The sequence below is a fragment of the Stenotrophomonas sp. YJH_SMC_120 genome, assembly GCF_059368675.1.
The window spans coordinates 77,869-100,857 of the sequence record NZ_JCAFRY010000011.1 but is presented as its reverse complement, the minus strand read 5'-3'; the positions used below and the strand labels follow the sequence as shown (position 1 = coordinate 100,857).

Below are 22,989 nucleotides of genomic sequence, written 5' to 3'. Positions count from 1 at the left end.
CGGATAATGCGCTCCCCTTTCCGGTTGATGCGTCGATGAGCGAGTCCCTCCTGTCCCCGCCACCGGCCGGCCCCGACGAGCCAGAGGCAGCGCTGCCACCACCGTCGCGCCCGCGCGGGCCGATGTCGCTGGTGGTGCTGGCGACCCTGGCGGTGGGCTACACGCTGTGGGCCGCGCAGGACATCATCCTGCCGGTGCTGCTGGCGATGTTCTTCGCCCTGGTCGGCAACCCGATCCTGCGCCTGCTGCAGAAGCTGTGGATTCCGCGCGCGCTGGGCGCACTGTTGATCCTCGGTGCGGGCCTGGGCGTGACCGGTTCGCTGGCGGTGCAATTGATCGGCCCGGCGATGGAATGGGCGCAGGAAGCCCCGCAGCAGCTGCGCAAGGTCGCCCGCCAGGTGCAGGACCTGACCAAGCCGGTGCAGCAGGCCAACCAGGCGGCGGAGAACTTCGCGCGCGTCGCCGGCGGCGACAGCAACCACAAGGTGCAGGTGATCCGCACCCAGCTCGACGACCCGTACCGCATGCTGACCCGCGCGCCACGGCTTGCCGCCTCGGTGCTGGCCGTGGTGCTGCTGACCCTGTTCTTCATGATCTATGGGCAGAGCCTGCAGCGCGCGGCAATCGCGCTGTTCCCGAACCGCCAGCAGCAGCGCTTCACCGCCGACATCCTGCGGTCGATCGAGCGCGAGGTCTCGCGCTACGTGCTGACCATCAGCGTGATCAACACCCTGGTCGGGCTGGTGTTCGCAGGCGTGCTGATGCTGCTCGGCATCGGCCTGCAGGAGGCGCTGCTGTGGGGCACGGTGGCCGCGCTGCTGAATTTTGCCCCGTACGTCGGCCCGCTGATCGGCGTGGCACTGATGCTGCTGATGGGCTTCGTGGAATTCCGCGACCCGCTGCAGGCGCTGCTGCCGGCGGCCGCGTACCTGGCCCTGCACACTCTGGAAGGGCAGATGGTGACCCCGATCGTGCTGGGCCGGCGCATGAAGCTGTCGCCGCTGGTGCTGATCCTGGCGCTGATGGTGTTCGGCTGGGCCTGGGGCATGATCGGCCTGCTGCTGGCGGTGCCGCTGCTGGTCTGCATCAAGCTGGTGCTGGCACGGCTGGACGGCATGCAGGGCTGGGCACGGCTGCTGGAATGAAAGCCCGCGCGGGCAGGCGTAGAATGGCCGGGTGAATTTTCCCGTCCAAGCCATCACTCTCGACCTTGACGACACGCTGTGGCCGTTCGCTCCGATCGGCGCCCGCATCGACCTGGTCCTGCACGAGTGGATGCGTGAACACAGCCCCGCCACCGCCGCGATGTATCCGGTGGCGGCGATGCGCGAACTGCGCGAGCGCCTGTACCACGCCCATCCGCACCTCCACCACGACCTGAGCGCGCTGCGTCGGCTGACCCTTCACGAAGCGCTGCGCGCCAGTGGCGCCAGCCTCGATCTGCTGGAGCCAGCGTACGAAGCGTTCTACGCCGCGCGCAACCAGGTGGAGTGCTATCCCGATGCGATCGACGCGCTGGCGCGCATTGCCGCACGGGTACCGGTGGCAGCGCTGAGCAACGGCAACGCCGATCTGGAGCGGATCGGCCTGGCCCATCATTTCGCCTTCCAGCTGGGTTCGCGCGAACACGGCGCGGCCAAGCCTGAAGCCAGCATCTTCCATGCCGCGTGCACCCGCCTGGGTGTGGCACCGGCACAGGTGCTGCATGTCGGCGACCACGCCGAAATGGACGTGGCCGGGGCGATCTCCGCCGGCCTGCGCGGGTGCTGGATCAACCGCGACGCAGCCACCTGGACCCATCCGCAGCTGCAGCCGGACCTGCAGTTCGACACCCTTACCGGCCTGGCCGACTGGTTGGACGCCAACCTCGACGCCGCCGCATCCCGGAGTACCTGACGCATGAGCGAGATCACTGGTTTCACCGCCGACACCACCGCGGCGCTGCCGCTGTACGTGCTGGACCGCGAGCAGTTCGCCGCCTGGAAGGACAGCCAGCCGGCTGCCACCCAGGCCTGGCTGGCCTCGCAGGGTTTCACTGCCGGTGCGCACAGCGTGGCCCTGCTGCCCGGCAGTGAGGGCCTGGCCGGCGCGGTGATCGGTGTCGGTGATCGCGCCGATGCCTACAGCTATGCGCATGCGCCGCACGCGCTGCCGGAAGGCAGTGTCTGGCAGCTGGCCAATGAACTGCCGGCCGCCGAACTGGCGCTGCTGCAGCTGGGCTGGGGCCTGGGCAGCTACCGCTTTGACCGCTACCGCAAGCGCAACCGCGCACCGGCGCAGCTGGTGGCCTCGCCGACCGGCGAAGTGGCCGACCTGATCGCCGCCAGCCTGCGCGTGCGCGACTGGGTCAACACCCCGACCGAAGACATGGGCCCGCAGCAGCTGGAAGACGCCGCGCGTGCGCTGGCCGACGCACATGGTGCGCAGGTCGAGGCGATTACCGGCGACGAACTGCTGAAGCAGAATTTCCCGGCCATCCACGCCGTGGGCCGCGCTTCGCATCGTGCGCCGCGCCTGGTCGTGCTGCGCTGGGGCAGGGAAACCGACCCGGCACTGGTGCTGGTGGGCAAGGGCGTGTGCTTCGATACCGGCGGGCTGGACATCAAGCCGGCCGACGGCATGCGCAACATGAAGAAGGACATGGGCGGCGCCGCGCACGCACTGGCCCTGGCCGGCCTGGTGATGGCGCGCGGGCTGCCGGTGCGCCTGACCCTGCTGGTGCCGGCAGTGGAAAACGCGATCGGCCCCGATGCGTTCCGTCCGGGCGAGGTCATCGCCACCCGCAAGGGCCTGAGCGTGGAGATCGACAACACCGACGCCGAGGGCCGCGTGATCCTGTGCGACGCATTGACCTTCGCCGGTGAGCAGAAACCGGACCTGGTGCTGGACTTCGCCACCCTCACCGGTGCCGCGCGCATCGCCCTGGGCCCGGACCTGCCGGCACTGTTCAGCAACGACGACACGGTGGCCCAGCAGTGGCTGCAGGCCGGTGACGCGACCCGCGACCCGGTCTGGCGCATGCCGCTGTGGCGCCCCTACCTGCGCTACCTGAGCAGCGGCATCGCCGACCTGGCCAACGCCGGTTCGCGCATGGCCGGCTCGGTGACCGCCGCGCTGTACCTGGAACGCTTCCTGGAAGACGGCCAGCGCTGGGCGCACCTGGACGTGTATGCCTGGAACGACGGCGAGCGCCCGGGTCGTCCGGCCGGTGGCGAAGCGCTGGCGCTGCGCTCGGCGTGGGCGATGCTGAAGCAGCGCTACAGCTGATCGGGTGGGTGCCGACCGTTGGTCGGCACGCCGTCCCCGGAAAATCTGACGAAAAATTGAATTTCGGCCCCGGCCGGGTTCTGCGAGGATGTGTGGGTCGACCACCCACACGCTCCGTGAAGGCAGGACTCCGACCATGTCGCTCTTTCGCTACACCCGCGCTGGCCAGACGCCGGGCGCGCCACGCAAGCATTCACCCCTGCTCTGGATCGCACTGATCGCACTCATCCTGGGTGCGGTCGCGCTGGCCTTCGCTTGGCTGGCCGGCTGGATTGGCGGCCGCCTGACCGCGCAGCGCTTCACCGACACCATCGAAGCCACCGGCCCGGCACATCCCGGGTTCCGCCGGGCGCACAGCAAGGGCATCTGCGTGAGCGGTTGGTTCGAACCCAGTGCACAGGCCCCTACCCTGTCCAGTGCACGGGTTTTCTCGCAGCGCCGCGTGCCGGTGATGGGCCGCCTGTCGATCGGCGGCGGTGATCCCTACGGCGCCGACAACACCGCGCGCGTACGCAGCCTGGCGGTGCAGATGGTCAGCGATGACGGCCAGGAATGGCGCATGGCGATGAACAGCTTCCCGTTCTTCGCGGTGCCCGATGCCGAGGCGTTCTACGAGCAGACGCGCGCCTCCATTCCCGACCCGGCCACCGGCAAGCCCGACCCGCAGAAGATGGCCGCGGTGCTGGCGAAATACCCCAGTGCACAGGCGTTCCAGCAGTGGGCCAGGACGGCGCCGTGGACCAGCAGCTGGGCCGACACCACCTTCAACAGCGTCAACAGCTTCTGGTTCACCAACGCGCAGGGCCAGAAGCGTGCGGTGCGCTGGCGCTGGCAGCCGCAGGCGCCGGTGGTGGAGATGGATGCGGAAACGCGCAAGCAGGCCAGTGTCGATTTCCTCAGCCAGGAACTGCAGCAGCGCCTGGCCAGCGGCCCGGTGCGCTGGAACCTGGTCGTCACTACCGCCGCGCCCGGCGATGCCATCGATGATCCATCGGTGCCGTGGCCAGAGTCGCGTGATCAGGTGGTGGCCGGCGTACTCAGCCTGGACCGCATGCAGTCGCAGGAACAAGGCGCGTGCGGCCAGATCAACTTCGATCCGCTGATCCTGCCCAGCGGCGTGCGCGGCAGTGACGATCCGATCCTGGCCGCACGCTCTGCGGTGTACTCGCAGTCATTCAACCGCCGCGAGCGCGAGCGCGCCAGCGGCAACGTCGAGCAACCGAAGGAGGCCGCGCGATGAACACCTATAACGGCCACTTCAACCTGCTGGCGCGGGTGCTGCACTGGACCATGGCGCTGATGATCATCGCCATGCTGTTCATCGGCGTGACCATGGTCGCCTCGCTGCACCTGCGGCCGATGCTGATCGACCTGCACCGACCACTGGGCATCGCGATCCTGCTGCTGGTGCTGCTGCGCCTGTACAACCGGCTGCGCCATCGCCCGCCGCCGCTGCCTTCCGACCTGCCCGCCTGGCAGGTGCTGGCAGCGAAGGCCTCGCACTGGATGTTGTATGCGCTGATGCTGGCGATGCCATTGATCGGCTGGGCGATGCTGTCGGCCGGCGGTTACCCGATCGTGCTGTGGGGCGGCCTGCACCTGCCGCCGATCGTGCCGCACACCCCGGCGTTGTATGCCGCGCTGCGCAATGCGCACAGCTTGTTGGCGTATGTATTGTTCGCCACGGTGCTGATGCATGTGGGGGCGGCGCTGTTCCATTGGTGGGTGCGGCGGGATGGCGTGTTCCAGGCGATGGCGCGCGGGAAGGATTGATCGGGTTCGCCGGGTGTTCCCGGTGATGTCATTTCCGCGACCGCGGGTGGGTGTCACTTTCTTTGCTCGTGCACCACGCTGCAGGAGCAGCGTGGAACGGCGTAGCCGGCCCGTAGGGTGGCGCACATGGATGTGCGCCATCAAGAAAGTAACCAAAGAAACACGCCGCCAGATCGCGAGCCGGTGCTGCGCACCGGTGCCCTGCGCTTCTCGGTGAATCAGGGGACGGCGCCGAACTCGCTGCGCTCAGACATCGGCGCCTCTACGCCCCTGATTCCCCTGCGATGCTCGGCTCGCTAAAAGGCGGACCCGACGTCAAAGGCAAAAGCTGCACCCCGTAGATCCACGCCGCGCGTGAATGCTCTTGTTGTTGATCTTGCCCTTCAAGTCCGCCTTGAGCGAGCCGAGCACCGCAGGTCCGGCGAGGGCGAAGAGGTGCGGGTGTCTGAGCGCAGCGAGTTCCCGCGCCGTCCCTCGACGGACCGAGGAGCGCAGGGCACCGGCGTGCGAAGCACGCCGGCTCGCGGCCGGCGGAGCGTTTCTTTGGTTACTTTCTTTGCGCGCAAAGAAAGTGACACCCACCCGCGGTCGCGGAAACGACATCATTGGGAACAGCTGGGCGCCGCTACAACCATCCCTTCTGCCGCGCCAGCCGGTACGCCTCGATCCGGTTGGCCACGCCCAGCTTGCCGATGCACTCGGACAGGTAATTGCGCACCGTGCCATGCGACAACCCCAGCTGCTCGGCAATCTCGCTGGCGGTACGGCCCTCGCCCGCCAGCCGCAGCACGCGGCGTTCGCGGTCGGTCAGCGGGTCGGCCTGCGACCACGCATCCAGTGCCAGCTGTGGGTCGATCGCGCGGATGCCCTGTTTCACCTTGCGCAGGGCATCGGCCAGGTTCTCGGCCGGTGCGTCCTTCAGCAGGTAGCCCAGCACGCCCGCTTCCAGCGCGCGGCGCAGGAAGCCGGCACGGGCGAAGGTAGTCACGATCACGACCTTGATCGGCAACTCGTGGCGGGCGATGCGCTGGGCCAGTTCCAGCCCGGACAGGCCAGGCATTTCGATGTCAGTGACCAGGATGTCCGGCTGCAGCTGCTGCAGCATGCGCCACGCCGCCTCGCCGTCAGCAGCGCTGCCCAGCACCTCGATGTCCGGCTCCAGGCCCAGCAGCGCCGACAATGCACCGCGCACCATCGCCTGGTCTTCGGCCAGCAGGATGCGGATCATGCGGCACCATCCCGTGCCAATGACGCTGGCGACAGCGGCGTGGTCGCGGCCACCAGTGGCACGCGCACGGTCACTACCGTGCCTTCTCCGCGCGGCGACTGCAGTGACAACTGGCCGCCCAGCGCCATCGCCCGTTCGCGCATGCCACACAATCCGTTGCCCTCGGCCTGTACGCCACCGCGGCCGTCATCGCGTATCTGCATCGCCAACTGTCGTTCCTCAAGCATGAAATCCACCTGCACCCGGGTCGCCTGTGCGTGGCGCACGATGTTGGTCGCAGCCTCGCGCAGCACCAGCGCCAGCCCACGTTCCACGTCGACCGGCATCGGCGGCGGCGGTGTGTACTGCAGGTGTACCTGCTGGCATTCCAGCAGCAGGCGCGCCGAGGCCAGCTCGCCGGCCAGGTCGCTGGCGCGGATGCCGGTCACCGCACTGCGCACCTGGGCCAGCGCCTCGCGGGCGATCGCCTCGGCTTCGCCGATCTCCTGCCGCGCGCGCGCGTCATCACGGTCGTACAGCTTGCGCGCCAGTTCCAGCTTCAGCGTGATCAGCGACAGCGTGTGGCCCAGCAGGTCATGCAGATCGCGGCCGATGCGCTCGCGCTCGGCGGTAGTGGCCAGCCGCCGCACCTCGTCCTGGGACAGCTGCAGGGCAACGTCCCGTTGATGGCTCAAGGCCTCCACGTTCACCACCAGGCCGACGATGAACGACACGGCCGGCATCCACACCATGGCTTGCCACGGATAACCCACGTAGAGCGCAGCGCCGCAGAACAACAGGTTCAGGCCGGTGAGCTGCAACAGGTACACCCACCAGCCGCCACGGCTGCTCATGCGGATCATCACGCAACCGAACACGAAGTAGCTCAGTCCCGACGGATACCACGGCAGCAGCACCAGGGCCATCAGGATCATGCCCAGCGCATAGCGCCATGCGTGGTGCCGTGGCGCCAGCATCACCTTCGCATAGAGCAGCAGGAACAGCGGATAGCTGGCCACGGTCAGCAGCAGCCAGCGCACCGTGAAGCCATTGCCGAGCACCGGGGTGAGGAAGATCCAGACCGACCACAGCAGGTGGATCGCACCGCTCCAGGGCGACTTGCCACGCCGCAGCAGGTCGGCCACCGCCGAGTCCGGCGCGGGGCGCAGCAGGGACGCAAGCCAGCTCGACGACACGGAAGAATCCAGGCGGGAATGATCGCTGCCGATCATGCCAGTTCAGCCGATCCGGCGCAGGCGGCGGCGCGCCAGCAGCAGCGCCACCACCGTGACCGCCAGCAGCACCAGCAGGTGGCCAGCCATGCTGCCCACCGACGGCAGCCCGATCACCGGCAGCGCCAGCTGCGCCAGATGCCAGGTTGGCCACAGCGGTGCCATCATCGAGAACACCTTGGGCAGCGCCGACAACGGCAGCCACAGGCCCGACAGCAGGGCCAGCGGCAGGTAGACCAGGTTGACCATCGCCGGCGCCGCGCTGGCACTGACATGACCGCCGATCAGCAGGCCGATCGCCCCCAGCGGCAGCGCTGCCAGGCCCGCCACCGCCAGCAGCTGCAGCATCTGCACTGCCTGCAGCTGCACGCCACCCAGCGCGCGCGCCACCCCGATCAACAGGGCGGCTACCAGCAACGCGAACATCACGGCCATCGCCAGTCGCGCCAGCAACGGTGCCGCCGCCGGCATCGGCAGCGCTCGCTTGAGGGTCAGCAGGCCGCCTTCACGGTCCAGCGCCAGCTGCACGCCGAAGCCGAACAGGGCCGGGGCCATCGCACCGAACACGCAGTAGGTGGCCAGCAGGTAGAGCGGTGCATGGCCGCGGCCCAACAGCACGCCGAACAACAGGTAGAACAGCACCGGGAACAGCAGCGAAGGCACCGCGAAGGCGGGTGTACGCCAGGCGCGGCGCAGCTCGGCCACCAGTTCAGCGCCGTACGGGCGCAAGGCCTGGCGCCACGCCGATACCGGCGCGGGTGTAGTGCCGGTACGGGTCATCGTGTTCATGCGGCCTCCCGGGTCATGTCGAGGAAAGCGTCGGCCAGTGCCGCGCCCTGTACTTCCAGCTCACGCAGCTGTGCATCGGCGGCCAGCAGGCGCGCCACCACCGGCTCGGCCGGGCTTGCCATCAACTGCAGGTGCTCGCCATCACGCTGCACCTGCTGCACGCCCGGCCACTGCTGTACGTCTTCAACAGTCAACACGCTGCGGCAGCGGATGCGGCGCGGCCGATCGGCCAGGCGCAGCTCGCTCAACGGTGCGTCGGCCAGCACCCGGCCCTGCTCCAGCACCACCACCTGCTGCGCCAGCGCTTCGGCCTCTTCCAGATAGTGGGTGGTCAGCAGCACGCCGCAGCCTTCGGCCACCAGCTGCCGGATCGCCTGCCACATCGCCTGCCGCGCCTGGATGTCCAGACCGGTGGTGGGCTCGTCCAGGAACAGCACGCGCGGGCGACCACACAGCGCGATGGCGAACTGCACCGCGCGCTGCTGGCCACCGGACAGCTGACCGTAGCGACGGCCTGCCAGTGCCTGCAGGCCTGCGCGCTGCAGCACCTCCTGCAGCGGCATCGGGTCCGGATAGCAGGCGCTGGCCTGCGCCACCAGTTCGTCCACCTGCAGCATCGGCGGCAGGCTGGTGCTCTGCAGCATCACGCCCAGGCCGAGGCGGCTGCTGCGCTGCTGCGGGTCGCCACCGAGCAGCTCGACCTGGCCGGCATCGGCGCGGCGCAGGCCCAACAGCACGCTGATCGCGGTACTCTTGCCGGCACCGTTGCGGCCCAGCAATGCCAGCACCTGGCCAGCGCGGACCTGCAGGTCGATGCCCTGCAGGGCGGTATGGTCGCGGTAGCGCACCTGCACCTGCTGCAGGCGGGCCAGCGACGGGGCGATCGGATCCATGGGCGGTACCGGTAGCGGGGACGTTGCCATCCTGTGCCGCTGTGGTCACATTTCGCAGTTGCCGCCGTCAGTGTCATCGGATGACAGCTGTCACTGCCGTCATCGCTGTGCCTGCCTTCATGCTGTGCCGCACGCTCCACCGCCGGAGCCGCCGCCGTCCGCGCTTCCGGCCACACCCGCCCGAACGCCTGTGATGGAACGAATGAACGCTTCTGCCGAGCTGTTGAAGGAACTCCGTATCGACCGCAAGTCGCCGCCGCCCGCCTCCGGTGGTGGCAGCAATGGCGGTGGCCGTCGTTGGCTGTGGATCGCGATCATCGTGGTCGTGCTGCTGATCGCCGCTGCCGTGGCCTTCCTGTTCGGCCGCGCGCCGGCCGTGGAAGTGGAAACCGCGCCCGCAGTGGCCATCCAGCAGGGCAGCGCCAGCAGTTCGGTGCTCGATGCCAGTGGCTACGTGGTCGCCCGGCGCATGGCCACGGTCTCGGCCAAGATCACCGGCAAGGTGCGCGAGGTGATGATCGAGGAAGGCATGCGGGTCGAAGCCGGCCAGGTGATGGCCACCCTGGATCCGATCGATGCCGATGCGCAGCGCAGCCTGTATGCCTCGCAGTTGCAGGCCGCGCGCAGCCAGGTGGCCGGGCTGGAGGCACAGCAGAAGCAGGCCGCCGCAGAAGCCAGCCGCCTGCAGGCGCTGGTCGGCCAGCAACTGGTGTCACGTTCGCAGTACGACCAGGCCGTGGCCCAGCGTGACAGCCTGCGTGCGCAGCTGGAAACGGCCCAGCGCAACGTCAAGGTCGCCAACGACCAGCTGGCCATTGCCGATCTGGGCGTGGACAACAACATCGTGCGCGCGCCGTTCTCCGGCGTGGTCACCGCCAAGGCCGCGCAGCCGGGCGAAATCGTTTCGCCGCTGTCGGCGGGCGGTGGTTTCACCCGTACCGGCATCGGCACCATCGTCGACATGGACTCGCTGGAGATCGAAGTCGAGGTCGGTGAGGCATTCATCGGCCGCGTGCAACCGAAGATGCCGGTGGAAGCCACGCTCAACGCTTATCCGGAGTGGAAGATTCCGGGCGAGGTCATCGCCATCATCCCCACTGCCGACCGCGGCAAGGCCACGGTGAAGGTGCGCGTGGCGCTGAAGGTGAAGGACCCGCGCATCGTGCCGGAGATGGGCGTGCGGGTCAGCTTCCTGGAGCAGGCGCAGCCGCAGGCGGACGCCAAACCGCAAGGCGTGCGCGTGCCGGCTGGCGCGGTGGTCCAGCGCGAGGGCGCCTCGGTGACCTTCGTACTGGGCGACCAGAGCCGCGTGCAGCAGCGCACGGTCGAGGCCGGCCAGGCGATGGGCAAGGACCGCCAGATCCTCAAGGGCGTCAGCGCGGGTGAGTCGGTGGTGGTGAACCCGCCGGACACCCTGAGCGATGGCGCCAAGGTGCAACAGAAACAAGCGCAGTAACGGCCTGGCGCCCATGGGCGCCGCCGGCAGCACCGCTCGACGCACGCCTGCGGCCACCGCAGGTGCGCTTCCCCGTTTCCCGCCTTCCGTGGAGAACCACCCATGTCGACCCTGGTTTCACTGCGCAACATCACCAAGACCTACCAGCGTGGCCCCGAGAAAGTGCAGGTGCTGCACGGCATCGACCTGGACATCGCCAGCGGCGACTTCGTCGCGCTGATGGGCCCGTCCGGCTCGGGCAAGACCACCCTGCTCAACCTGATCGGCGGCCTGGACAACCCCAGCGGCGGCGAGATCAGCATCGAAGGCGAGCGCATCGACCAGATGAGCGGCGGCCAGCTGTCGACCTGGCGCAGCCACCACGTCGGCTTCGTGTTCCAGTTCTACAACCTGATGCCGATGCTGACCGCGCAGAAGAACGTGGAGCTGCCGCTGCTGCTGACCCATCTCAATGCCGCGCAGCGCCGCCGCAATGCCGAGATCGCGCTGACCCTGGTCGGCCTGGCCGACCGCCGCAGCCATCGCCCCAATGAACTGTCCGGCGGCCAGCAGCAGCGCGTGGCGATCGCGCGGGCGATCGTCTCCGACCCGACCTTCCTGATCTGCGACGAACCCACCGGCGACCTCGACCGCCAGTCCGCCGAGGAGATCCTCGGCCTGCTGCAGCAGCTCAACCGCGAACACGGCAAGACCATCATCATGGTCACCCATGACCCGAAGGCCGCCGAGTACGCCACGCACACGGTGCACCTGGACAAGGGCGAGCTGGCCGACGCGCCGCTGGCCCACTGACGGAGGCCACGGCGATGAAATACATCTCGTTGGTGTGGGCGCAGCTGTTCCGCAGCCGCACGCGCACCCTGTTGACCCTGCTGTCGGTGGTGGCCGCGTTCCTGCTGTTCGGCATGCTCGACTCGGTGCGCGTGGCGTTCTCGTCCGGCGGCAGCGTGGAAGGCGCCAACCGCCTGGTGGTGGCCTCGCGGCTGTCGATCACCCAGTCGCTGCCGATCCGCCTGGAAACCCAGATCCGCCAGGTGGCCGGCGTGCGCGACGTGGCCTACGGCATGTGGTTCGGCGGCATCTACCAGGATCCAAAGAACTTCTTCCCGAACTTCTCGGTGTCGCCCAACTACTTCGATGTCTACCGCGAGCTGCAGATCGATCCGGCCCAGCTGGAGGACTGGAAGCAGACCCGCACCGGCGCCATCGTCGGCGAATCGCTGGCCAAGCAGTTCGGCTGGAAGATCGGCGACACCATCCCGTTGCAGGCCACGATCTTCCCGCGCGGCGGCAGCAACGACTGGCCGCTGGAACTGAAGGGCATCTACCGTTCCAAGGACCGAGCGCTGGCGGCCAACGAAGAACGCCAGTTGATGATGAACTGGAAGTACTTCGATGAATCCAACGACTACATCAAGAACCAGGTGAGCTGGTACACGGTGACGCTGGACAACCCGGATCATTCCTCGCGGGTAGCGCAGGCCATTGATGCAATCTCGGCCAACTCCGCCCACGAGACCAAGACCCAGACCGAGTCGGCGTTCCAGCAGGCCTTCGTCAAGCAGTTCGCCGACATCGGCATGATCGTCACTTCAATCATGGGCGCGGTGTTCTTCACCCTGCTGCTGTTGACCGGCAACACCATGGCGCAGGCGGTGCGCGAACGTGTGCCGGAGCTGACCACGCTGAAGACGCTGGGCTTCAAGGACAGCACCGTGCTGACCCTGGTGATGGTGGAGTCGGTGCTGCTGATCGGCCTGGGCGGCCTGATCGGCATGGGCCTGGCCGCACTGATCCTGCCGGCGATCGGCCCGAAGAGCATGGGCATGCTGCCGCCACACGTACCGAGGCCGACCTGGCTGATGGGGCTGGGCCTGATCGTGGTGATCGGCATCATCGTCGGGTTGTTGCCGGCGCTGCGTGCCAAGCGCCTGAAGATCGTCGACGCACTGGCCGGCCGCTGAGGAGGACACCGACATGTTCAAGAGCAAACTCAAGAAATGGCTGGGCAACGGCCTGACGGTGCTGCTGCTGGTGATCGGCCTGGTGCTGTGGATCAGCCTGCCGTGGTTCGGCGTGCTGGCCGTGGCCGTGCTGGTGGCACTGTGGCTGCTGCTGACCCGTGGCGGACGGTTGGCGCTGGCCGCCACCCGCATCGGCGTGGCCAGCCTGCCGCAGCGCTGGGGCGCGTCCTCGGTGATCGTGGTCGGCATCGCCGGCGTGGTCGGCGTGCTGGTGGCGATGCTGGCGATGGGCGAAGGCTTCCAGGCCACGCTCAACAACACCGGCGACGACACCACCGCCATCGTGCTGCGCGGCGGCTCGCAGGCCGAGACCAACTCGGTGATCACCCGCGAGCAGGTGCCGACGTTGTCCACCCTGCCCGGCATCAGCCGCGATGGCGAAGGCCGGCCGCTGCTGTCGCCGGAGCTGTCGCAGGTGGTCAACCTGGTATCGAAGTCCGACGGCACCGACGTCAACGCGCAGTTCCGCGGCGTTGGTCCGCAGGCCTGGGCCGTGCATGACAAGGTCAAGATCATCGAAGGCCGCAAGTTCGCAGCCGGCCTGCGCGAGATCGTGGTCGGCCAGGGTGCCAAGGGCCAGTTCCGCGACATGGACGTGGGCAGGACGCTGACCCTGGGCAACCAGACCTGGACCGTGGTCGGCGTGTTCGCCACCGGCGATGCGCACGATTCGGAGCTGTGGACCGACGCCGATACGCTGGCCACCACCTACCAGCGCAGCGCCTGGCAGTCGATCAGCGTGCGTACCGATGGCAAGGCCGGCTTCGAGCAGTTCAAGGCAGCGGTCGCCGCCGACCCGCGCCTGAAACTGGACGTGGAAACCACCCGTGTCTACTACAGCAAGCAGGGCGGCGGGCTGACCAAGCTGATCGACATCCTCGGCAAGGTGATCGGCACGATCATGGCGGTGGGTGCAGTGTTCGGCGCACTCAACACCATGTATGCGGCCGTGGCCACCCGTGCGCGCGAGATCGCCACCATGCGCGCGATCGGCTTCCGCGGCCTGCCGGTGGTGACGGCGGTGATGCTGGAGACCATGCTGCTGGCGTTGCTGGGTGGCCTTCTGGGGTGTGCGGTGGCGTGGCTGCTGTTCAATGGCTACAGCGTGTCCACCATCGGCAGCAACTTCAGCGCGGTGGTGTTCAAGTTCCATGTGTCGCCGGAACTGCTGTGGACCGGACTGAAATGGGCGCTGGGCATCGGCCTGGTCGGCGGCCTGTTCCCGGCGCTGCGCGCGGCCCGTTTGCCGATCACCACGGCGTTGCGAGAAACCTGAGCATCACGCAGCGGTGGACTGCGCATCACGCAGGGGATGGAGCGAAGGCTCCGTCCCTTTTATTTTGCGCGTCATCCACGCTTGCTGGTGAGCCAGGACGTCCAGTAGATCCACGCCATGCGTGGATGGATGCCGGCGCACGCACACGGCTACAGATTGCGGGAAATACGCCGCTATCGATGCCTCTGCCCATCGAGAGCGCAACGCGCGTGACGTCGCGCACATCCCATCTGTGGATTGTTGGTTGCGATTCATTTTCGCGCACATCCGCGGCGCAGAGGCAAACAGTTACGAATGGAAACATTCTAGAATCGCCCCCCCACGTTGGTTTGCAGCACCCCACGCGTCCATAGAACGGGCGCTTGTTTTCCTGAAACACGAGATTTCACGGATGTCCCTGAAAACCAATCCGCTGCGCAACGCGATCGTCATCGCGCTGGCCGCCAGCTGCACCACCCCCGCCTTCGCACAGAGCGCCGGCGATACCCCGACCAACCTCGATCGCATCGAGATCACCGGCTCGCGCATCCGCCAGGCCAGTGTCGAGACCGCACAGCCGGTCGTCGCGCTCAGCCGCGCCGAGATCGAGAAGAAGGGTTACATCAACGTCGCCGACATCCTGCAGGACGTCACCGCCGCCGGCGCACCGAGCCTGAGCCGCTCGTCGTCGCTGAGTTCTTCGCGCGACTTCGGCGGCACGTACGTCAGCCTGCGCAACCTCGGCCCGGAGCGCAGCCTGGTGCTGATCGACGGCCGCCGCATGGGCGTCAGCGCCGGTGGCTACTCCGACCTGGCTTCGATTCCCTCGGCGATTGTCGAGCGCGTGGAAGTGCTCACCGATGGCGCGTCCGCGCTGTACGGCTCGGACGCCATCGCCGGTGTGGTCAACATCATCACCCGCAAGAACTTCGACGGTGGCGAAGCCAGCGTCTACGTCGGCCAGTACGGTGAAGGTGACGGCCAGAAGCGCTCCTACAGCGTTACCTTCGGCAAGACCTTCGACCGCGGCTGGTTCAGCGTCGGCGCCGAGCGCACCAAGGAAGACGAGATCCTCGGCAGCGAGCGCGAGTTCAGCCGTTACCCGGGTGGCCCGCGCCATCCCGACGACGTCAAGGCACTGAACCAGACCACGCAGTGGGGCAGCGTCACTGTCGACGGCAAGTCGCTGACCGTGGGCCCGGGCGGCGACCCGAGCCAGAAGGGCAATTTCCACACGCCCAATCCGGCCGATGGTGCCAACACCAAGACCAACATGAGCCTGCTGAGCGGCCTGGAGCGCACTTCGGTGTTCGCCAACGGTGGCTTCTCGATCACCGATGACCTGCGCATCGTGGCCGACGCGCTGTACAGCAAGCGCGAGTCGACCAAGCACCTGGCCGGCTACCCCTACTCGGTGTCCACCGCACAGGCGCGCAACGGTTCCCGTGCTGCCCTGTCCAAGGACAGTGCGTTCAACCACTGGGGCCAGGACGTGCTGTTCTCGCACCGCACCGAAGAAATGCCGCGTGCGACCGAGAACAACCTGGACACCAAGCGCGCCAGCATCGGCCTGGAAGGCAGCTTCGAAACCGGTTCGCGTTACTGGGACTGGAACGTCAGCTACATGTACAACCGCAATGAAGGCGAGCGCATCGGTACCGGCAGCATGTACCAGCCGCACGTCGACCTGGCGGTCGGCCCATCCTTCATGGATGGCACCGTGGCACGCTGCGGCAGCCCGGGTGCAGTGATCGCCGGCTGCGTGCCGTGGAACCCGGCCGCGCCGATGGGCTATGCGGGCCCGGGCTCGCTGAGCAACCAGGACGTGCAGGACTACCTGTTCACCCGCTTCGTCGACAAGATGAAGAGCACCACGAAGGTCGCCAGCGCCAACATCTCCGGTTCGGTGTTCACCCTGCCGGCCGGCGACGTGATGGCCGCGATGGGCTTCGAGCACCGCAACGAAGAAGCCAGCTACACCCCGGACCTGATGGTGCAGAAGGGCCAGATTGCCGGCACCACCGGCCAGCCGACCCGTGGCGACTACTCGCTCAACGAGGTCTACCTGGAGCTGCAGGTACCGCTGCTGGCCGACATGCCGTTCGCGCGTGAACTGTCGCTGGACCTGGCCGGCCGCTACACCGACTACAACACCTTCGGTTCGACCACCAACAGCAAGTTCGGCCTGAAGTGGAAGCCGATCGACAGCCTGCTGGTACGCGCGACCTATGGCACCGGCTTCCGTGCGCCGACCGTGGACGACCTGTACGGCGGTGCGGTGAAGAGCCGTGATTCGTTCACCGATCCGTGCGATACCTCGTTCGGCATCGCTGCCAGCAGTGCGACCGTGGCCGCACGCTGCCAGGCGCTGAAGGTGCCGGCGGACTTCCGCCAGCAGACCGCGTCGGAAGGCAACGTCGCCAACCGTCCGGGCCAGCAGGGCATCGCCGATTTCGACTCCGGTTCCAATGCGAACCTGAAGCCGGAAACCGCCAAGACCTGGACCGTGGGCCTGGTGTACAGCCCCGAGTTCGTGCCGGGCCTGGACGTCAGCCTGGACTGGTGGAAGATCCGCATCGACAACGCGATCGTGGGTGAGTCGGCCACCGACATCCTCAACCAGTGCTACGTGCAGGGCGTGGATTCGGCGTGCGGCCGCTTCACCCGCTCCACCAGCGCCAAGACGCTGGGTCAGGTGACGTCGCTGGACCGCTCGCTGGTCAATGCGGGCTACCGCGAAACCGCCGGGTACGACTTCAGCCTGCGTTACCGCCTGCCGGAAACCGCGTTCGGCCGCTTTACCGCCACCTGGAACACCACCTACACCGACTACCTGGAGCAGCGCAACGACAGCGCCGCCACCACGCCGGTGGAGCAGAAGACCGGCTGGCAGGGCAACTTCCGCGTGCGTTCGACCTTCAACCTGGATTGGCAGTACGGCGACCTGGGCATCGGCTGGACCGCCCGCTACTACTCGGGCATGAAGGAAGCCTGCTCGTATGACCTGGCCGGTGGCCCGGACTGCAACATGGCCGGCTTCGTCTCGCCGTACACCGATGCGCAGCCGAGCCGCAAGGTGGGCTCCAACACCTTCCACGACCTGCAGGTGCGTTACAGCCTGCCGTGGGACGGCACCGTGTCGCTGGGCGTGAACAACGTCTTCGACCACCAGGGTCCGATCATGTACAGCCAGCCGAACAGCAGCTTCACCTACTACGGTGGCTTCGACATCGGTCGTTTCATGTACATGAAGTACCAGCAGCGCTTCTAAGCCTGCAACCGCGTTCCCGCCACCGCCATCTCTCTCTCCTGGCGGTGGATGGAAGCAGAACGGCGCCCTTCGGGGCGCCGTTCTTTTTTGGGTGGAAGCGGGTCGGATCCCTTCACCCTGCGAAGGGCTCTGACCCCACGCGACGGATAGAACAGGGTCAGAGCCCTCCGCGTTGCGGAGGGATCCGACCCCGCAGCCCCGCCGGCGCTAGCGCTTGGCGCGCATCGTGCGGATGTTGTCACCGACGAACAGGATCAGGCCGGCCCAGATCGCGGCGAAGCCGATCGCCTTGGCAGTATCGAACGCTTCGTGGAAGAAGAACACGCCCAGCAGCAGCTGCAGGCTCGGCGCGATGTACTGCAGGATGCCGACCAGCGACAGCGGGATGCGCTTCACGCCGTAGGCGAAACCGATCAGCGGCACTGCGGTCACTGCGCCACCGAAGACCAGCAGCAGGTCATTGCGCCAGCCCCAGCCATGGAAGAACGCGCCGCCATGGCCGTTTTCCGCCCAGATCGCGAAGGCCAGCGCCGGCAGGAACAGGTACATGCTCTCCACGCCCAGGCCGGCCACCGGATCGACCGAGACCAGCTTGCGCAGCAGGCCATACAGGCCGAACGAACAGGCCAGGCCCAGCGCGATCCATGGTGGCGTACCCGCGTCGATGGTCAGCCAGGCCACGCCCACCGCCGCCATCGCCACGGCCATCCACTGCAGGCGCCGCAGCCGCTCCTTCAGCACCAGCACGCCCAGCAGAACGTTCACCAGCGGGTTGATGAAGTAGCCCAGGCTGGTCTCGATCACATGGCCGGCGTTGACTGCCCAGATGTACAGGCCCCAGTTGAAGGCGATGGTCAGGCTCGACACCAGCAGGATCGGCAGCGCGCGCGGCTGCGCGGCGATCTTCTGCCACCAGCCCAGGCCCGAGCTGATCAAGAGCCAGCCCAGCACCATCACGGTGCTCCAGATGATGCGGTGGGCGATGATCTGGAACGAGGGTACCTCGTTGAGCAGGTGCCAATAGACCGGCACCAGGCCCCAGATCACGAAGGTGGATGCGGTGACCAGCAGGCCCCGGCGTTGTTCTTTCTCGTCCATGCTCACTTCTTTCTCGTCCTTGCCATTGTCAGCACCACCACACCCAGGAGAATCACCGCCATCGCCAGCAGGTCGCGCCAGCCGAAGCGCTCGCCGTTGAGCAGCGCGCCCAGCAGCACCGCGATCACCGGATTGACGTACGCATAGCTGCCGGCCAGCGCCGGCCGCACGTTCTGCAGCAGCCAGACGTAGGCGGTGAAGGCAACGATGGAACCGAACACGCACAGGTAGGCCATCGCCAGCAGGCCACCGGTATCGGGCAGCGTGGTCGGGCGCTCGCCGACCGCCAGGCCGATCAGCACCAGCAGCACGCCACCGCAGATCATCTGCCCGGCGGCGGTCATGAACGGGCCCGGCAGGTCCAGGCCGCGCGCCCACACCGAACCGAAGGCCCAGCCGATCGGCGCGATCAGCAGCAGCACCAGCCCGGTCGGCGAGGCCGTCAGGCTGCTGCCGGCGTTGAGCCAGACTACGCCGAGGAAGCCGATGGCGATGCCCAGCCACTCACCGCGGCTGGCATGCTGCCCGCGCAGCGCCGAGAACAGCGCCATCCACAGCGGCACCGAGGCCACCGCTGTCGCGGCCAGGCCCGAGGACACCTCACGCTCGGCCAGCACCACCATGCCGTTGCCCAGCACCAGCATGGTCACGCCCATCACCACCAGGTTGCGCCACTGCCGCAGGGTCGGGTTCGGCATCTTCCAGAACAGGCGCAAGGCCAGGAACATCAGGCCACCCGCAATGATGAACCGGCTGCCGGAAACCATCGTCAGCGGCAGCGCGCCGCCGTGCAGGGCCTTGGCGATGCCCAGGTAGGTCGAGCCCCAGACCACGTAGACCAGCAGCAATGCCAGCGCGACAAGGCCACCCCGGGGGGCAGCCACAGACGAAGAGGGGGGAACCGACATGACACACCAGGGAGCCGGGGGAAGGCGGATTCTAGGACGTTTTGAGTATGGTCCGGCACCCCGGACGGTGGCACGCTGTCATCCATCCATGCACCCTGCTCTGGTCTGCTACCCCGTGTTGACGGCCGATGCAGTACCAAGAGGGCTGCCCGGCCGCGCCGCCCCAAGGCCGTGCGCCGTTTTCCCTGCGCACGGACGCGCCGCATCGAGGATTCCCACCCAGATGAGCACCACGTCCCAACCTGCCGTACCCGCGAACGACCGCGCCGCCCTGCGCAGGTCGATCTCCAACACCCTCAAAGGCTCCGCCGGCAACCTGGTGGAGTGGTATGACGTCTACGTGTACTCGGTGTTCGCCGTGTACTTCGAATCGCAGTTCTTCTCGCCGGACGACAAGAACTCCACGATGTACGTGTGGGCGATCTTCGCCGCCACGTTCCTGATGCGCCCGATCGGTGCCTGGTTCTTCGGCCGCTTCGCCGACCGCCACGGCCGTCGGTTGGCGCTGACTGTCTCGGTCACGCTGATGGCGCTGTGCTCGTTCCTGATCGCCATCACCCCCACCGCCGCCAGCATCGGCATCTGGGCCGCAGTCATCCTGCTGTTCGCGCGCCTGCTGCAGGGCTTCGCCACCGGCGGCGAGTACGGCGCCAGCGCCACCTACATGTCCGAGGCCGCCATTCCCGGCCGTCGCGGCTTCCTGTCCTCCTTCCACTACGTCACCCTGGTTGGCGGCCATGTGCTGGCCCAGCTGACCCTGCTGCTGATGCTGACCTTCTGGGGCAAGCCGGAGATCTCCGAGTGGGGCTGGCGCATCGCCTTCGGCATCGGTGGCATCGCCGCGGTGGTGGTGTTCTGGCTGCGCCGCGGCATGGACGAATCGCTGTCGGAGTCGTCGATCGAAGCTGCGCGCGAGGGCAAGGCGCAGAAGTCCGGCTCGATGTACGAGCTGTTCGTGCACCAGTGGCGGCCGCTGCTGCTGTGCTTCCTGATCACCGCCGGTGGCACCGTGGCCTTCTACACCTACTCGGTGAACGGCCCGAAAATGATCCAGAGCGCATTCGCGGGCAACGACCCGATGACCGGCACCCTGATCAACCTGGGCGTGCTGGCGTTCCTGATGGTGCTGCAGCCGATCGGCGGCTGGCTGTCGGACATCATCGGCCGCAAGACCCTGCTGGTGTTCTTCGGTGTCGGCGGCGTGCTGTACAGCTGGTACCTGATCACCCAGCTGCCGCACCAGCACGACGCCACGCTGGCGTTCCTGACCCTGGCACTGGCCTTCGTCATCCTCACCGGCTACACCTCGATCAATGCCGTGGTGAAGGCCGAGCTGTTCCCCACCCACGTGCGTGCGCTGGGCGTAGGCCTGGGTTACGCGCTGGCCAACTCGCTGTTCGGCGGCACCGCCCCGTTGCTGTACCAGGGCGCGCTGAAGACAGGCCACGTCGACTGGTTCGCCATCTACGTGACCGCAACGATCGCGGTATCGTTGGTGGTCTATGTGTTCTTCCTCACCAACAAGGGCCCCAACTGGCTCGACGGCACCCGCAAGTAAGCGCGTTGCCCTGATCGCGGCCACCGGTGCACTGCCGGTGGCCGCTGCGTCTCCCGCCACGCCACTGATGTGGATCGCGGCGGCGCTGGCCGCAGCCACGGTACTGGCCTGGCTGCTGCGCCGCCCCAACGCACAGGCCGCGTGGCCACGCACCGGGTTCGGGGTCGCCCTGCTGGTGTTCTGCGCCGCGCTGGCGCTGCAGCTGGCGGTGGACCTGGGCAGCGGCCACAGCTCGCTGCAACTGCGCCTGCATCGCGGCATCAATGCAGGGTCGCCGGTTGGCCTGCGTACGATGGTGGCGTGCTATCTGGCAGCGCTCGCTGCCGCCGGCTGGGGTGCATGGACGCTGCTGCGCCGGCGCAGGTAGTGCCGGCCGCTGGCCGGCAATGGCAATCCGCAATCCGCAATCGGTAGAGTCGACTGTTGGTCGACTGCTCTCTCTGTCGGCACCGGAAAACCCGCGCTGCGCGCGATAGTCGACTGGCTGTCGACTCTACCCCCGGCGGAATGACATGACACCTCGCCGGTCCCGAGCCTCAGCGGCGGGCCGCTTCGCTCTTGTCGCGCGCGCCGCGGAACTCCGATTCCTTCTCCCACGTCGGCCAGCGGCGGCTGTTGGCCAGCTCGGCACCCAGGTCGTAGACCAGCAGAGTGTCAGCCGCGTGGCCGCTCGGATCCCAGTTCGGGGTCCAGGCATCGCAGGCCTGGTGGTAGCAGTCGGCGAAGTACTTCTCGCGCAGCGCGCGGCCGGCTTCAACACCGCCGTCCAGCTTGTCCAGGCCCGGGCCGATGGTGATCGCCGGCACGCCCAGGCGGGCAAAGGCGAAGTGGTCGGCGCGGTAGAAGAAGCCGGCCTCCAGGTTCGGGTCCGGGCTGTAGCTGCGACCGCGGGCCTTGGCCACGCGTTCCAGGTCGCCTTCCAGCGACACCCGGCCCTTGCCCCACGAAGCGATGTCGCGGGTCGCGCCATCCGGGCTGAACATCTCGATGTTCAGCACTGCAGCGGTCTTGTCCAGCGGCGCCAGCGGATGCGCGGCGTAGTAGCTGGCGCCCAGCAGGCCCTTCTCTTCGGCGGTGAGGGCCACGAAGTACAGCGTGCGCTGCGGCTGCGGGCCGGCGGCGAACACGCGGCCCAGTTCCAGCACTGTGGCCACGCCGGTGGCGTTGTCGATCGCACCACGGCGGATGCGGTCGCCCTTGGCGTCGGCCTGGCCGATTCCGAAGGCATCCCAGTGCGCGGAGAAGATCACCGCCTCGTCGGCGTGTTCACCACCGGGCAGCTTGGCCACCACGTTGCGGGTCACCACCTGCTCGCGCTTGAGCGCGAAATCCACGCTCAGCTTCGCGTTGTCCAGTGCCACCGGGCGGAAGTCGGCACGCATCGCCTTGCGCTTCTCGGCATCGAAGTCCAAGCCGGCGTCAGCGAAGATCGCCTCGGCAAGTTCGCGCTGCATCCAGCCACGCAGCGGCGTGTGCTGCGCCATCGCCTCGGCCTGGCCGCGTTCGATGTCGAACAGCGGCGAGGTGCCCGAGCTCTTCACCGTGGCCCAGCCATAGGCGGCCGGCGCGGTCTCGTGCACGATCAGCACACCCTCGGCACCACGGCGCGCGGCTTCCTCGAACTTGTAGGTCCAGCGGCCGTAGTAGGTCACCGCCTTGCCATCGAACGCGCCCGGCGCATCGGCCTCGAAATCGGCGTCGTTGATCAGCACCACGGCGATCTTGCCGTGCAGGTCCACGTCCTTGTAATCGTTCCAGTGGCGTTCCGGTGCGTCGATGCCATAGCCGACGAACACCATTGGCGCGTCCTTGATCTGCACGCGCTTGCGCGGCTGCAGGCTCTGCAGGGTCACGTCCACGCCGTTGGCCAGCGCGCGCTTGCCCTGCTTCAGCGACAGGCTGGCCTTGGCCGGCCCGTCCAGCTGCGCGCGCACCAGCGGCACCGGCTGCACCCAGCTGCCATCCACGCCACCCGGCTGCAGGCCGTAGCTGCGGAACTGCTCGATCAGGTACTGCACCGTGCGCTCTTCGCCCTCGGTGGCCGGCGCGCGACCCTCGAATTCATCCGATGCCAGCACACGCACGTGCCGCGACAGAGCCTGCGGATCGATGCCGCCACCCGGGAGGTCGTTGGCCGCATGGGCCAGGCCACCGACAAACAGGCAGGACGACAGCAGCAACACGCGCATCGGATTCACGGCAGTACCACGGCTAGCTTGGAAGTCACCAGAGTGTAACGTGGTCGTGACATCACGGCG

At 67.6% G+C, this 22,989-nt stretch carries 19 protein-coding genes; 12 read left to right on the top strand and 7 right to left on the bottom strand.

Going from position 1 to position 22,989, the window contains the following annotated elements:
• Positions 1–35: 35 nt before the first annotated feature.
• The 5 genes from AC5P60_RS14075 to AC5P60_RS14055 all read left to right on the top strand — a co-directional run bounded on the left by AC5P60_RS14075 (position 36) and on the right by AC5P60_RS14055 (position 5,040).
• Entirely contained in the window at positions 36–1,145 is a 1,110-nt protein-coding gene (locus AC5P60_RS14075; RefSeq protein WP_483693692.1) for an AI-2E family transporter, read from the top strand.
• Positions 1,146–1,176: 31 nt separating this feature from the next.
• On the top strand, positions 1,177–1,896 hold the full coding sequence (locus AC5P60_RS14070; RefSeq protein ID WP_483693693.1) for an HAD family hydrolase: 720 nt from the start codon (positions 1,177–1,179) through the stop codon (positions 1,894–1,896).
• Between the two features lie 3 nt (positions 1,897–1,899).
• Positions 1,900–3,267 carry a leucyl aminopeptidase family protein gene (locus AC5P60_RS14065; protein WP_483693694.1) on the top strand — a complete coding sequence of 456 codons (1,368 nt, stop codon included), beginning with the start codon at positions 1,900–1,902 and terminating at the stop codon, positions 3,265–3,267.
• Between the two features lie 136 nt (positions 3,268–3,403).
• Complete coding sequence (locus AC5P60_RS14060) at positions 3,404–4,507, top strand: catalase family peroxidase (RefSeq protein ID WP_483693695.1); 1,104 nt, start codon at positions 3,404–3,406, stop codon at positions 4,505–4,507.
• On the top strand, positions 4,504–5,040 hold the full coding sequence (locus tag AC5P60_RS14055) for a cytochrome b (RefSeq protein ID WP_483693696.1): 537 nt from the start codon (positions 4,504–4,506) through the stop codon (positions 5,038–5,040). The genes AC5P60_RS14060 and AC5P60_RS14055 overlap by 4 nt, the downstream gene beginning before the upstream one ends.
• Positions 5,041–5,665: 625 nt before the next feature.
• Here AC5P60_RS14055 and AC5P60_RS14050 read toward each other — a convergent pair.
• Genes AC5P60_RS14050 through AC5P60_RS14035 form a run of 4 tightly spaced genes read right to left on the bottom strand, consistent with a single transcriptional unit; the run spans position 5,666 to position 9,161 of the window.
• Positions 5,666–6,268 (bottom strand): response regulator transcription factor, encoded by a 603-nt coding sequence (locus AC5P60_RS14050; RefSeq protein WP_005407733.1) that lies wholly within the window; start codon positions 6,266–6,268, stop codon positions 5,666–5,668.
• Positions 6,265–7,479 (bottom strand): sensor histidine kinase, encoded by a 1,215-nt coding sequence (locus AC5P60_RS14045; protein ID WP_033833589.1) that lies wholly within the window; start codon positions 7,477–7,479, stop codon positions 6,265–6,267. The genes AC5P60_RS14050 and AC5P60_RS14045 overlap by 4 nt, the downstream gene beginning before the upstream one ends.
• Positions 7,480–7,485: 6 nt before the next feature.
• A complete protein-coding gene (locus AC5P60_RS14040; RefSeq protein ID WP_483693697.1) occupies positions 7,486–8,268 on the bottom strand; it encodes an ABC transporter permease in 783 nt (260 codons plus the stop codon).
• Positions 8,265–9,161, bottom strand: a complete 897-nt coding sequence (locus AC5P60_RS14035) for an ABC transporter ATP-binding protein (RefSeq protein ID WP_049403473.1) — start codon at positions 9,159–9,161, stop codon at positions 8,265–8,267. Before AC5P60_RS14035 ends, AC5P60_RS14040 begins: the two co-directional genes overlap by 4 nt.
• A 202-nt stretch (positions 9,162–9,363) precedes the next feature.
• Here AC5P60_RS14035 and AC5P60_RS14030 point away from each other — a divergent pair, with 202 nt between their 5' ends.
• The 5 genes from AC5P60_RS14030 (at position 9,364) to AC5P60_RS14010 (ending at position 17,167) form a co-directional block, all read left to right on the top strand.
• The gene (locus tag AC5P60_RS14030; protein ID WP_483693698.1) at positions 9,364–10,617 is read left to right on the top strand and encodes an efflux RND transporter periplasmic adaptor subunit; all 1,254 of its coding nucleotides are present in this window, start codon (positions 9,364–9,366) and stop codon (positions 10,615–10,617) included.
• Between the two features lie 102 nt (positions 10,618–10,719).
• Positions 10,720–11,409 carry an ABC transporter ATP-binding protein gene (locus AC5P60_RS14025; protein ID WP_004137569.1) on the top strand — a complete coding sequence of 230 codons (690 nt, stop codon included), beginning with the start codon at positions 10,720–10,722 and terminating at the stop codon, positions 11,407–11,409.
• 14 nt (positions 11,410–11,423) lie between these two features.
• On the top strand, positions 11,424–12,581 hold the full coding sequence (locus tag AC5P60_RS14020) for an ABC transporter permease (RefSeq protein ID WP_495201762.1): 1,158 nt from the start codon (positions 11,424–11,426) through the stop codon (positions 12,579–12,581).
• Between the two features lie 13 nt (positions 12,582–12,594).
• Positions 12,595–13,917, top strand: a complete 1,323-nt coding sequence (locus AC5P60_RS14015; RefSeq protein ID WP_005407726.1) for an ABC transporter permease — start codon at positions 12,595–12,597, stop codon at positions 13,915–13,917.
• 391 nt (positions 13,918–14,308) lie between these two features.
• The gene (locus AC5P60_RS14010) at positions 14,309–17,167 is read left to right on the top strand and encodes a TonB-dependent receptor plug domain-containing protein (protein WP_495201761.1); all 2,859 of its coding nucleotides are present in this window, start codon (positions 14,309–14,311) and stop codon (positions 17,165–17,167) included.
• A gap of 207 nt (positions 17,168–17,374) precedes the next feature.
• Here the strand turns inward: AC5P60_RS14010 and rarD are convergent, their stop codons facing one another.
• Both rarD and yedA read right to left on the bottom strand, forming a co-directional pair.
• On the bottom strand, positions 17,375–18,271 hold the full coding sequence (gene rarD, locus AC5P60_RS14005; RefSeq protein WP_483693701.1) for an EamA family transporter RarD: 897 nt from the start codon (positions 18,269–18,271) through the stop codon (positions 17,375–17,377).
• Positions 18,268–19,173 carry a drug/metabolite exporter YedA gene (gene yedA / locus AC5P60_RS14000; RefSeq protein ID WP_414497865.1) on the bottom strand — a complete coding sequence of 302 codons (906 nt, stop codon included), beginning with the start codon at positions 19,171–19,173 and terminating at the stop codon, positions 18,268–18,270. The genes rarD and yedA overlap by 4 nt, the downstream gene beginning before the upstream one ends.
• Before the next feature lie 223 nt (positions 19,174–19,396).
• On the opposite strand from yedA, the gene AC5P60_RS13995 reads away from it, so the two are divergent.
• Together AC5P60_RS13995 and AC5P60_RS13990 are read left to right on the top strand one after the other, a co-directional pair.
• The gene (locus tag AC5P60_RS13995) at positions 19,397–20,731 is read left to right on the top strand and encodes an MFS transporter (RefSeq protein WP_033833624.1); all 1,335 of its coding nucleotides are present in this window, start codon (positions 19,397–19,399) and stop codon (positions 20,729–20,731) included.
• Positions 20,732–20,798: 67 nt separating this feature from the next.
• A complete protein-coding gene (locus AC5P60_RS13990) occupies positions 20,799–21,098 on the top strand; it encodes a hypothetical protein (protein WP_483693733.1) in 300 nt (99 codons plus the stop codon).
• Between the two features lie 169 nt (positions 21,099–21,267).
• On the opposite strand, the gene AC5P60_RS13985 is transcribed toward AC5P60_RS13990, so the two are convergent.
• Positions 21,268–22,920, bottom strand: a complete 1,653-nt coding sequence (locus AC5P60_RS13985) for a M28 family metallopeptidase (RefSeq protein WP_483693734.1) — start codon at positions 22,918–22,920, stop codon at positions 21,268–21,270.
• Between the last annotated feature and the right edge of the window lie 69 nt (positions 22,921–22,989).

Excerpts from the sequence above, each read along its gene's own strand:
- AC5P60_RS14075 (WP_483693692.1), top strand. The coding sequence starts at position 36 with ATGAGCGAGTCCCTCCTGTCCCCGCCACCGGCCGGCCCCGACGAGCCA.
- AC5P60_RS14065 (WP_483693694.1), top strand. The coding sequence starts at position 1,900 with ATGAGCGAGATCACTGGTTTCACCGCCGACACCACCGCGGCGCTGCCG.
- AC5P60_RS14060 (WP_483693695.1), top strand. The coding sequence starts at position 3,404 with ATGTCGCTCTTTCGCTACACCCGCGCTGGCCAGACGCCGGGCGCGCCA.
- AC5P60_RS14055 (WP_483693696.1), top strand. The coding sequence starts at position 4,504 with ATGAACACCTATAACGGCCACTTCAACCTGCTGGCGCGGGTGCTGCAC.
- AC5P60_RS14050 (WP_005407733.1), bottom strand. The coding sequence starts at position 6,268 with ATGATCCGCATCCTGCTGGCCGAAGACCAGGCGATGGTGCGCGGTGCA.
- AC5P60_RS14045 (WP_033833589.1), bottom strand. The coding sequence starts at position 7,479 with ATGATCGGCAGCGATCATTCCCGCCTGGATTCTTCCGTGTCGTCGAGC.
- AC5P60_RS14040 (WP_483693697.1), bottom strand. The coding sequence starts at position 8,268 with ATGAACACGATGACCCGTACCGGCACTACACCCGCGCCGGTATCGGCG.
- AC5P60_RS14035 (WP_049403473.1), bottom strand. The coding sequence starts at position 9,161 with ATGGATCCGATCGCCCCGTCGCTGGCCCGCCTGCAGCAGGTGCAGGTG.
- AC5P60_RS14030 (WP_483693698.1), top strand. The coding sequence starts at position 9,364 with ATGAACGCTTCTGCCGAGCTGTTGAAGGAACTCCGTATCGACCGCAAG.
- AC5P60_RS14025 (WP_004137569.1), top strand. The coding sequence starts at position 10,720 with ATGTCGACCCTGGTTTCACTGCGCAACATCACCAAGACCTACCAGCGT.
- AC5P60_RS14020 (WP_495201762.1), top strand. The coding sequence starts at position 11,424 with ATGAAATACATCTCGTTGGTGTGGGCGCAGCTGTTCCGCAGCCGCACG.
- AC5P60_RS14015 (WP_005407726.1), top strand. The coding sequence starts at position 12,595 with ATGTTCAAGAGCAAACTCAAGAAATGGCTGGGCAACGGCCTGACGGTG.
- AC5P60_RS14010 (WP_495201761.1), top strand. The coding sequence starts at position 14,309 with ATGTCCCTGAAAACCAATCCGCTGCGCAACGCGATCGTCATCGCGCTG.
- yedA (WP_414497865.1), bottom strand. The coding sequence starts at position 19,173 with ATGTCGGTTCCCCCCTCTTCGTCTGTGGCTGCCCCCCGGGGTGGCCTT.
- AC5P60_RS13995 (WP_033833624.1), top strand. The coding sequence starts at position 19,397 with ATGAGCACCACGTCCCAACCTGCCGTACCCGCGAACGACCGCGCCGCC.
- AC5P60_RS13990 (WP_483693733.1), top strand. The coding sequence starts at position 20,799 with ATGTGGATCGCGGCGGCGCTGGCCGCAGCCACGGTACTGGCCTGGCTG.
- AC5P60_RS13985 (WP_483693734.1), bottom strand. The coding sequence starts at position 22,920 with ATGCGCGTGTTGCTGCTGTCGTCCTGCCTGTTTGTCGGTGGCCTGGCC.